This is a genomic window from Gemmobacter sp. (genome assembly GCF_016792925.1).
GTDB lineage: Bacteria > Pseudomonadota > Alphaproteobacteria > Rhodobacterales > Rhodobacteraceae > Gemmobacter.
This window is the reverse complement of record NZ_JAEULU010000029.1, coordinates 1-10,032: the sequence shown is the minus strand read 5'-3', so window position 1 is coordinate 10,032 and position 10,032 is coordinate 1. Positions and strand designations below refer to the sequence as shown.

The following is a 10,032-nucleotide window of genomic DNA, read 5'->3' as shown; positions in this document are numbered from 1 at the left end:
ATGCTGGCGGGGGCCTGAGCGCCGCGGTCTGGCTGCGCCCGTGTCGCGCAGCGGGCCTTGCAGGTCGCTTCGGGCTGCAACACGGGGAAGGGCAGGGGCTACCCTGCCCTTTGTCATATCTGCGATCTGCCCCGTCCTGCCCGAAAGCGGGCCGGGCCAATGAGGCGGGTTCAATCTGGGGTTTAGTCGCGCCGCGCGAAGGGCTTTACACGGCGTCGCTTATGCTGTTCAAAGCGTCGAAATCAGACCGAATCCGCCGCGCGACAGGGGCGGGATCGGCAAGACACCGACAAGCTCTCGTCAAGGCGTTGATCCCGGGGGCGGCTGCCCTTACCAAGGGGCCAAACGGATCAAGGACACGTAGACATGACCCAGCCCAGCGATGCGCATCACCTGTCGATGCTCGACACTTTCGTGAAACCGATGCACCCCGAGGGCTACAAATTCGTGGCCATCTTTGCCGCGATCACGCTGGTGCTGTTCTGGATCTGGGTGCCGCTTGGCTGGGTGGGCGTCGGGCTGACGGTGTGGTGCTATTACTTTTTCCGCGACCCCAAACGCGCCGTGCCGCAGGGCGAGGGGCTGATGGTTTCGCCCGCCGACGGGGTGGTGTCGCTGATCGAACGCGCGGCCCCGCCGCCGGAGCTGGGCATGGGGCATGACCCGCTGCTGCGCGTCTCGGTTTTCATGTCGGTGTTCAATTGCCATGTGAACCGCGCGCCGATCGCGGGCAAGCTGGTGAAGATGGCCTATCGCCCCGGCAAGTTCCTCAACGCCTCGCTGGACAAGGCCTCGGTGGATAACGAGCGCAACTCGCTGTGTCTGGAGCTGGCCGATGGCCGCCAGATTGCCGTGGTGCAGATCGCGGGGCTGGTGGCACGCCGCATCCTGCCCTTCGTGAGCGAGGGCGAAAGCCTGAAAACCGGCCAGCGCTTTGGCCTGATCCGCTTTGGCAGCCGGGTCGATGTCTACCTGCCCGAGGGCGTGGTGCCGCTGGTTGCGCTTGGCCAGAATTGCGTGGCGGGCGAAACCGTGATCGCGGAGCTGGGCCGCGACCTGCCGCAACGCTTCGCAAAGCTGGTGTAAGCGATGGAGACCCCGCGCCCGCGCCGCATGTCGATTCTGGGCCTTTTGCCCAATATGATGACGGTGGGCGCGCTTTGCGCCGGGGTCACCGCCATCCGTTTTTCCATCGAGGGCCGCTTTGGCGCGGCGCTGCTGCTGATCTTTCTGGCGGCGATCATGGATGGGCTGGACGGGCGGCTGGCGCGGCTGCTGCGCAGCGAAAGCCAGATTGGCGCCGAGCTGGACAGCCTGTGCGACTTTGTGAATTTCGGCGTGGCGCCGGGGCTCATCCTGTGGATCTGGGCCTTGCAGGACATGCGGGCGGCGGGCTGGATCGCGGTGCTGATCTATGTCGTTTCCTGCCTGCTGCGCCTGGCGCGGTTCAATGTCGGTCACCGCGCCATAGATGCGCAGGCCGAAAAGGGCGGGTTTCAGGGCGTGCCCTCGCCCGCCGGGGCCTTGCTGGCCTTTCTGCCGATGTTTGCCGCCTTCGCGCTGGATCAGGGGCCGCTGCATGGCGCGCTGGTCGCGCCCTGGATGGCGCTGGTGGGCGCGCTGATGATTGCGCGGTTCCACACGCCCTCCTTCAAGAAACTGACATTTGAAGCGCAATATGTTCGCTTTGTCGTGGTGGGTTTTGCCGCGCTTCTGGCGGCCCTGCTGGCCTATCCCTGGGCCACGCTGGTGGCGCTGGACCTGATTTATCTTGCCATTGTCGCGTTCAGCCTTGTGCGGCGCGCCCCCAAGCCGCCAGAGGAGCCCATGGATGGAGCTTGAAGCCGTCGCCAAATCCTATGCCCGTTGGGCCCCGGTCTATGACCATACCTTTGGCGCCGTGACCCATGCCGGTCGGCGCCGCGCCACCGGCTTTGCCAATGCGGTGGGGGGCACGGTGCTGGAGGTGGGCGTGGGCACGGGCCTCGCGCTGCCCTTCTATGCCCCGCATATGCAGGTGACCGGCATTGATTTCTCAGAGGAGATGCTGGCCAAGGCGCAGGAAAAGGTGGCCGAGCGGGGCCTGACCCACGTGAAGGCGCTGCGGCAGATGGACGCGCGGGCGCTGGATTTCCCGGCCGCCAGCTTTGACACGGTCTGCGCGATGCACATCCTGTCGGTGGTGCCGGAACCGGAGCGGGTGATGGCCGAGATGGCGCGGGTCTGCCGCCCCGGCGGGCATGTGCTGGTGGTGAACCATTTCGCGGCCGAAGGCTCGGGGCTGATGGCGCGGATCGAACGCGCGGCGGCGCCGCTGTCGGACCTTCTGGGCTGGCACAGCGATTTCGAGCGCGCCCGTGTGCTGGGCGAGGCCGGGCTGGAACTGGTCGAGGAAGACGGGCTGCCGCCCTTTGGCATGATGACCTATCTGCGCCTCCGCCGCCGGGCCTGATCCCGGTTTCGGGCTTGATTTCCGCCGGGAAATCACCAGTTAGCAGGTGAACGGACATAACAAGGGAAAGATCAATGTCGAACGGCGGGCCCTGGGGCGGAGGCGGTGGCGGGAACGACGACCGCAACAATGACGGGCGGGGCACGGATGGCCGCGGCAATGGCCCGCGCCGTCCGGGCAATGACGGGCCGCAAATCCCCGAGATCGACGAGATCGTGCGCAAGGGCCAGGAGCAGCTGCGCGTCTTGATGGGTGGCAAGGGCCGCAGCGGCGGCAATGGCCGTGGCCCCGCAGGGCCGGGTGCGGGCCCGCTGCTGACGCCGCAGGGCCTTGGCCTTGGCGCGTTGGCGCTGGTGGCGATCTGGTCCTGGATGTCTTTCTATACGGTGCGCCCCGAGGAACGCTCGGTCGAGCTGTTTCTGGGCGAGTTCTCCGACATCGGCCAGCCCGGCCTGAACTTTGCCCCTTGGCCGGTGGTGAAGGCCGAACTGGTGCAGGTGACCGGCCAACGCACCACCGACATTGGCACTGGCAGCGCCGGTGACGGCGACAGCGGGTTGATGCTGACCCGCGACCAGAACATCGTGGATGTGGCCTTTCAGGTGGTCTGGAACGTGAAAGACCCGGAATCCTTCCTGTTCAACCTCGCCGATCCCGGCGACACGGTGCGCGCGGTTTCGGCCTCGGCCATGCGCGACATCATCGCGCGCTCGGAGCTGACCCCGGTGCTGAACACCGGCCGCGCCAGCATCGCCAATGATCTGCAAGCCAATGTGCAGGCGACGCTGGATGCCTATAACGCGGGCATTCAGGTGCTGCGCGTGAACTTTGACCGCGCCGACCCGCCGCGCGAAGTCTCGGATGCCTTCCGCGAGGTGCAGGCCGCGCAGCAAGAGCGCGACCGGTTGCAGAAAGAGGCCGATGCCTATGCCAACCGGGTGACCGCAGGTGCCCGGGGCGAGGCCGCGCGGTTGCTGGAAGACGCCGAGGCTTACCGTGCCCGCGTGGTCAATGACGCACAGGGCGAGGCCAGCCGCTTTCTGGCGGTCTACGGCGAATATGTGAAGGCGCCCGAAGTCACGCGCCAGCGCATGTATCTGGAAACCATGGAAAATGTTCTGGGTCGCATGAACAAGGTGATCCTGGATGGTGTCTCGGGCGAGGCGGGGGCGGGGGTCGTGCCCTATCTGCCGCTGAACGAATTGGCGCGCCCGGTGCAGCCGCAGCAGGGAGGGAACTGAGATGGCCCGTATCCAATACGTCCTTCCGGCCCTGCTTGCGCTTGGCGCTGTCGCCCTGTCCTCGGTCTTTATCGTGGACGAGCGCGAGCAGGTGCTGGTCATGCAATTCGGTCAGGTGAAGCAAGAGATCAAGGAACCCGGCCTTGGCTTCAAGCTGCCGCTGATTCAGGATGTGGTGCGCTATGAGGACCGCATTCTGGGCCTGCAATCGCAATCGCTGGAAGTCACGCTGCGCGACAACCGCCGTCTGGTGATGGATGCTTTCGCCCGCTGGCGGATCACCAATCCGGTCGACTTCCGCGAGGCCGTCGGCCCCGGCGGGGTGGAAGCCGCGCAAACCCGGCTGGACCCGATCATCAGCGCGGCCATGCGGCAGGTGCTGGGGTCGGTGAACTCCAACGCGGTGCTGTCGGAAGACCGCACGGGGCTGATGAATGCGATCCGCGACATTGCGCGCCAGCAATCGGCCAGCCTTGGCATCGAGGTGATCGACGTGCGCCTGACCCGGACCGACCTGCCGGAGCAGAACCTTGCCGCGACCTATGCAAGGATGCGGGCCGAGCGCGAGCGCGAGGCGGCAGACGAAATCGCGCGCGGCAACGAGGCCGCCAGCCGCCTGAAAGCCGCTGCCGACCGCGAGGTGGTGGTGACCACTTCGGATGCCCGCCGTCAGGCCGAGGTGATCCGGGGCGAATCCGACGCGGCGCGCAACGCGATCTATGCCGAGGCCTTTGGCAAAGACCCGGAGTTCTTCGCCTTCACCCGCTCGCTCACCGCCTATGAACGGGCGCTGCGCGAGGGCAACAGCTCGATCGTGCTGTCGCCGGACAGCGAGTTCTTCAACTATCTGAACGCGCCGGGTGGCAAAACCGCCAATTGAGGCGCAGCCTTTGACGCGAAAGCTGCGGCGCGGGGGCAACCTCGCGCCGCTTTTCTGTGGGGGGCGGTTTCCGATCTTGATCAAATCCGCTGCCCGACCCTATTGTGCCGCGATCATGGGAGGCGGGCATGGAAGACAGCGGGCAACAGGCGGCAGAGACGCGGAAGGTGCCGACCCATGAGGTCACCTATCTGCGGCTGCGCGAAATGGTGCTGTTTGGCGTGCTGGCACCCGGTCAACCTGTGACGATTCAAGGGCTTATCCGCGATCTGGACGCGGGCATGACGCCGGTGCGCGAAGCGATCCGCCGTCTGACCGCCGAGGGGGCGCTGGTCTTGCATGACAATCGCCGGGTCAGCGTGCCGCGCATGACGCCCGCGCTGCTGGATCAGCTGGTGCATGTGCGCGAGGCGGTGGAGCCGAAGCTGGCGGAACTGGCCTGCCCGCATGCGACGCCTGCGCTGCTGGCGCGGCTGGAGGAGATCGACCACGGCATTGAACCCGCGATCCGCGCGGCCGATGTGACCACCTATCTGCGGCTGAACCACGCCTTCCACTTTGCGCTTTACGAGGCGGCGGGGGCGACGGTGCTGGAGGACATCGCGCGCTCGGTCTGGCTGCGCTTTGGCCCGTCGCTGCGGGTAATCCTGTCACGCTATATCGCGCTTGGCCTGCCCGACCGCCATGCCGAGGCGCTGGCCGCGATCCGCGCGGGCGATGCGCAGGCTTTGGCGCGCGCAATCCGCGAGGATATTGCGCAAGGGGTGGAGCAGGTGCAGGCGGCGCTGGCCGATGAGGCGATCTGAGCCTTGGGGCTGCGGCGCGGGCCCGACCTGCGGGCGCCTCCGGCGGGGGGATATTTGGGTCAGGTTGAAAGCGCTGTCATAATTTGATCAAATCTTGCGTGTCGACCCCGAACCCCGTAAGCTGGGGGCAAGGCGCGCGAATCCGATCCCGGGTTGCCGCACAGATACGGCGAGGCCCAGATGAACAAGATCACCAATCACCTGCCCACGGCAGAGCTTCAGGCGCTGGATGCGGCGCATCACATGCACCCTTTCACCTCGGATGCGCAGCTGGCCAAGCGCGGCGTGCGGATCATGACCGGGGGCGAGGGCGTCTGGCTGCGCGACAGCGAGGGCAACCGCATCATCGACGGCATGGCGGGCCTGTGGTGCGTGAATATCGGCTATGGCCGCGAGGAGCTGGCCGAGGCGGCGGCGCGGCAGATGCGCGAGCTGAGCTATTACAACACCTTCTTCATGACCACCCATGTGCCCGCCATCGCGCTGGCCGCCAAGCTGGCCGAGCTGGCGCCGGGCGATCTGAACCATGTGTTCTTCGCCTCCAGCGGCTCGGAGGCCAATGACACCAATATCCGCCTCGTGCGCCGCTATTGGGACATCAAGGGCCAGCCCGAGCGTCGCGTGATCATCGCGCGCAAGAACGGCTATCACGGTTCGACCATGGGCGGCGGCAGCCTGGGCGGCATGCCCTATATCCATGCGGCGGGGGGCAAGATCGACGGGATCGAGCATATCGGCCAGCCGCATTGGTGGGCCGAGGGCGGCGAGATGACGCCGGAGGAATTTGGTCTCCTGCGCGCCCGCGAGCTGGAGGAGAAGATCCTTGAACTGGGCGCCGACAAGGTGGCGGCCTTTATCGGCGAGCCGATCCAGGGGGCAGGGGGGGTCATCGTGCCGCCCAGCACCTATTGGCCGGAAATCCAGCGCATCTGCGACAAATACGGCATTTTGCTGATCGTCGACGAGGTCATCACCGGCTTTGGCCGCACCGGCAACTGGTTCGCCAGCGAGACTTTCGGCATCAAGCCGCATATCATCACCATCGCCAAGGGCCTCAGCTCGGGCTATCAGCCCATCGGCGGCTCCATCGTCTGTGACGAGGTGGCGCATGTGGTGGGCAGCGCCGAGGATGATTTCAACCACGGCTATACCTATTCCGGCCATCCCGTCGCCTCGGCCGTGGCGCTGGAGAACCTGCGCATTCTGGAGGAGGACGGGATCATCGACCATGTGCGCAACGTGGCGCATCCCTACCTGGCCGAGAAATGGCACGCGCTTGGCGCGCATCCGATGGTGGGGCAGACCTCGCTGGTGGGGCTGATGGGCAGCTTGCAGCTGACCCCGAACAAGGAGAAGCGGTCGAAATTCGCGGCCAAGCCCGGCACCATCGGCTATATGACGCGCGAGCGCTGCTTCAAGAACAACCTGATCATGCGCCATGTCTATGAACGCATGATCATCTCGCCGCCGCTGGTCATCACGCCGGAGGAGATCGACGTGCTGATCGCGCGTGCCACCCTTTCGCTGGACGAGGCCTATAAGCAGGCGCGCGACGAGGGCTATTGGAAAGAGGCGTGATTCGCGCCATTCCCTAGCGGAAACGAACCTGAAGCGGGCGCATTTCGGTGCGCCCGTTTTCGTTTTGCGCGAAAATCCTTCTTCTGTCCTGCGGCATGTGAAGAAAATGTAACGGCGAGATGACAGACTCGTTGCGCAGTGAAAAATTCCGCGCTTAGATTGGCCTGTCACAGAAGCGATACGCGCCTGATGCAGAACTGTCATGCGCCAAGAATAAGACGCGGTTACCCGCAAATCTGTCACCAACGGGGCGCTTCGTGCCCAAGGGAGAGAAGACATGATGAAAAAGACCACCATGGCCGTGACCATGGCCGCGCTGCTGGCCTCGACCGGCATGGTCTCGGCGCAGTCGCTGGCCGAGATCGAGGCCGCTGCCAAGGCCGAGGGCATGCTGACCACCATCGCCCTGCCGCATAGCTGGTGCGGCTATGGCAATGTGATTGCGGGCTTCAAGGCGAAATACCCGGAGATCACCGTGAACGAGCTGAACCCCGATGCGGGCTCGGCCGATGAGGTGGAGGCCGTGAAGGCCAACAAGGACAACAAGGGCCCGCAGGCGCCGGACGTGGTGGATGTGGGTCTGGCCTTTGGCCCGCAGATGAAGGCCGAAGGCCTGCTGCAACCCTACAAGGTCTCGACCTGGGACGAGATCCCCGAAAGCGTGAAGGATGCCGAAGGCTATTGGTATGGCGACTATTACGGCGTCATGTCCTTCCTGGTGAACAAGGATCTGGTGGCCAATGCGCCGGCGGACTGGGCTGACCTTCTGAAGCCGGAATATGCGGGCCAGGTGGCGCTGGCGGGCGATCCGCGCGCCTCGAACCAGGCCATTCTGGCGGTGCAGGCGGCGGGCCTGGCCAAAGGCGCCAAGGCGGGCGAAGAGGCTGGCAAGGCGGGGCTCGATTTCTTTGCCGAGCTGAACAAGGCGGGCAATTTCGTGCCGGTCATCGCCAAGGCGGGCACCGTGGCGCAGGGCGCGACCCCGATCGCGATCGCGTGGGATTACAACGTGCTGTCCTGGGCCGACGAGCTGGCCGGCAACCCGCCGGTCGAGGTGGTCGTGCCGAAATCGGGCGTCCTCGCCGGGGTCTATGTGCAGGGCATCAGCGCCTATGCGCCGCACCCGAATGCCGCGAAGCTGTGGATGGAATACCTCTATTCGGATGAAGGCCAGAACCTCTGGCTGAAGGGCTACTGCCACCCGGCGCGTTTCAACGCGATGGCCAAGGCCGGCAAGCTGGATGCCGAAGCCATGGCCAAGCTGCCTCCGGCCGAGGCCTATGAGGCTGCCTATTTCCCGACGCTGGAAGAGGTGGATGCCAACAAGGCCGCCGTCACCGGCGGGTGGGACAGCGTTGTGGGCGCCAACGTCCAGTAACGCGGCCTGATCTGACGGCCCCGGCCCGCCATCCGTGCGGGCCGGGGTTTGCCATCATAAGAAGACCTGTGCCAGAGCAACTGGCCCGCAGGCACAACGGGGGACGCCCATAGCATGACATCCGTGCCGATCATTCGGCGCCTACCGCTGACATGGCTGGGGCTGCTGCCCTTCATCGCCTTTGTCACGCTGTTTCTGATCCTGCCGACGATGCATATCGTGATCGGCGCCTTTCAGGACCGCACAGGCGCCTTCACGCTGCAAAACCTGGCGGATCTGAACACGGGCACCATCCCGTCAAGTTACTGGATTTCGGTCAAGATTTCTGTCGCCTCGGCGGCGCTTGGCTGCCTGATTGGTTTTGCCATGGCGGCGGCGGTGGTGTTTGGCGCAGTGCCGGGCTGGATCAAGGCGCCGCTGATGACCTTTTCCGGCGTGGCGTCGAACTTTGCGGGCGTGCCGCTGGCCTTCGCTTTTCTGGCGACTTTCGGGCCGGTGGGCCTTGTGACCGTGTTCCTGCGCAGCAATTTCGGCATCGTTCTCAGCCGCGATCTGGGCTTCAACATCCTGTCCTTCTGGGGGCTGACCGTCACCTATCTGTTCTTCCAGATCCCGCTGATGATCCTGATCATCACCCCGGCGCTGGAGGGGTTGAAGCGCGAATGGCGCGAGGCGGCAGAGGTGCTGGGGGCGAGTGCCGCGCAATATTGGCGCATGATCGCGTTGCCGATCCTGTTTCCGTCACTGCTGGGCACCTTCGCGCTGCTCTTTGCAAATGCCTTTGGCGCGGTGGCGACGGCGATTGCGCTGACGGGCTCCGCGCTCAACATCGTGCCGATCCAGCTTTATGCGCAGATCCGCGGCGATGTGCTGGGCAATCCGAATCTCGGCTATGCCATGGCCTTTGGCATGATCGTGGTCACGGCGGTGGCGAATGTTCTGTATATCTGGCTGCGCATCCGTGCAGAGCGGTGGCTGAAATGAACCCCTTGGCGCGTATTGCGGGCTGGGCCGCGCTGATCTTCGGCCTGCTCTATTTCCTGATCCCGCTGGCCGGGTTGACCGAGTTTTCCCTGAAGGCGCGGCGCGGGGTCTATAGCCTTGATGCCTATGCCAAGGTGATCGGCGACCCGGAGTTTCAGGCCACCTTCACCTATTCCGTGATGATGGCGCTGGTGACCATTGTGGTCGGCGTGCTGATCGTGGTGCCGACCGCCTTCTGGGTGCGGCTGAAAATGCCCTGGGCGCGGCCCTATGTCGAGTTCATCACCCTGCTGCCGCTGGTCATTCCGGCCATCGTGATCGTGTTCGGCTATATCCGGCTGTATAATACCGCCAGCTGGCTGCCGCTGACCGGCACCGTCTTTGGCACCAACCTGCTTCTGGCCATGGGCTATACCGTGCTGGCGCTGCCCTATATGTATCGCGCCGTCGATACCGGCCTGCGCACCATCGACGTGGCAACCCTGACCGAGGCCGCGCAAAGCCTCGGTGCCGGCTGGGCCACCATTCTGGGCCGGGTCATCCTGCCCAATGTGGTGCCTGCCGTGCTGTCGGGCGCGTTTCTCACCTTCGCCATCGTGATCGGCGAATTCACCCTCGCGGCCCTGCTGGACCGCCCGGCCTTCGGGCCTTACCTGCAACGGATCGGGGCCAACAAACCCTATGAGCCCTTCGCGCTTTCGGTGATCGCCTTT

Annotated in this window: 10 protein-coding genes; all 10 read left to right on the top strand. The window is 65.0% G+C overall.

From position 1 onward, the window contains the following. The first annotated feature begins 366 nt into the window (after window positions 1-366). Window positions 367-1,086 (top strand): phosphatidylserine decarboxylase, encoded by a 720-nt coding sequence (locus JNN06_RS01615; RefSeq protein ID WP_291237853.1) that lies wholly within the window; start codon window positions 367-369, stop codon window positions 1,084-1,086. A 3-nt stretch (window positions 1,087-1,089) separates the two neighbouring features. Beyond that, complete coding sequence (locus JNN06_RS01610) at window positions 1,090-1,842, top strand: phosphatidylcholine/phosphatidylserine synthase (protein ID WP_291237852.1); 753 nt, start codon at window positions 1,090-1,092, stop codon at window positions 1,840-1,842. Then, window positions 1,832-2,452 (top strand): class I SAM-dependent methyltransferase, encoded by a 621-nt coding sequence (locus JNN06_RS01605; protein ID WP_291237851.1) that lies wholly within the window; start codon window positions 1,832-1,834, stop codon window positions 2,450-2,452. Before JNN06_RS01610 ends, JNN06_RS01605 begins: the two co-directional genes overlap by 11 nt. Window positions 2,453-2,526: 74 nt before the next feature. Then, window positions 2,527-3,693: an FtsH protease activity modulator HflK gene (gene hflK / locus JNN06_RS01600; RefSeq protein ID WP_291237850.1), complete on the top strand. Its 1,167-nt coding sequence runs from the start codon at window positions 2,527-2,529 to the stop codon at window positions 3,691-3,693. A 1-nt stretch (window position 3,694) separates the two neighbouring features. Continuing rightward, window positions 3,695-4,573, top strand: coding sequence for a protease modulator HflC (locus tag JNN06_RS01595; RefSeq protein ID WP_291237849.1), 879 nt, complete (start codon window positions 3,695-3,697; stop codon window positions 4,571-4,573). A gap of 128 nt (window positions 4,574-4,701) precedes the next feature. Beyond that, on the top strand, window positions 4,702-5,379 hold the full coding sequence (locus JNN06_RS01590) for a GntR family transcriptional regulator (protein ID WP_291237848.1): 678 nt from the start codon (window positions 4,702-4,704) through the stop codon (window positions 5,377-5,379). Window positions 5,380-5,559: 180 nt separating this feature from the next. Continuing rightward, window positions 5,560-6,957, top strand: a complete 1,398-nt coding sequence (locus JNN06_RS01585; RefSeq protein WP_291237847.1) for an aspartate aminotransferase family protein — start codon at window positions 5,560-5,562, stop codon at window positions 6,955-6,957. Between the two features lie 277 nt (window positions 6,958-7,234). Continuing rightward, window positions 7,235-8,335 (top strand): ABC transporter substrate-binding protein, encoded by a 1,101-nt coding sequence (locus JNN06_RS01580; RefSeq protein ID WP_291237846.1) that lies wholly within the window; start codon window positions 7,235-7,237, stop codon window positions 8,333-8,335. Between the two features lie 132 nt (window positions 8,336-8,467). Beyond that, window positions 8,468-9,319, top strand: coding sequence for an ABC transporter permease subunit (locus tag JNN06_RS01575; protein WP_291237854.1), 852 nt, complete (start codon window positions 8,468-8,470; stop codon window positions 9,317-9,319). Then, on the top strand, window positions 9,316-10,032 hold a 717-nt coding region (locus JNN06_RS01570; RefSeq protein WP_291237845.1), incomplete at its 3' end, for an ABC transporter permease subunit. The genes JNN06_RS01575 and JNN06_RS01570, both read left to right, overlap by 4 nt.

Excerpts from the sequence above, each read along its gene's own strand:
- JNN06_RS01615 (WP_291237853.1), top strand. The coding sequence starts at position 367 with ATGACCCAGCCCAGCGATGCGCATCACCTGTCGATGCTCGACACTTTC.
- JNN06_RS01610 (WP_291237852.1), top strand. The coding sequence starts at position 1,090 with ATGGAGACCCCGCGCCCGCGCCGCATGTCGATTCTGGGCCTTTTGCCC.
- JNN06_RS01605 (WP_291237851.1), top strand. The coding sequence starts at position 1,832 with ATGGAGCTTGAAGCCGTCGCCAAATCCTATGCCCGTTGGGCCCCGGTC.
- hflK (WP_291237850.1), top strand. The coding sequence starts at position 2,527 with ATGTCGAACGGCGGGCCCTGGGGCGGAGGCGGTGGCGGGAACGACGAC.
- JNN06_RS01595 (WP_291237849.1), top strand. The coding sequence starts at position 3,695 with ATGGCCCGTATCCAATACGTCCTTCCGGCCCTGCTTGCGCTTGGCGCT.
- JNN06_RS01590 (WP_291237848.1), top strand. The coding sequence starts at position 4,702 with ATGGAAGACAGCGGGCAACAGGCGGCAGAGACGCGGAAGGTGCCGACC.
- JNN06_RS01585 (WP_291237847.1), top strand. The coding sequence starts at position 5,560 with ATGAACAAGATCACCAATCACCTGCCCACGGCAGAGCTTCAGGCGCTG.
- JNN06_RS01580 (WP_291237846.1), top strand. The coding sequence starts at position 7,235 with ATGATGAAAAAGACCACCATGGCCGTGACCATGGCCGCGCTGCTGGCC.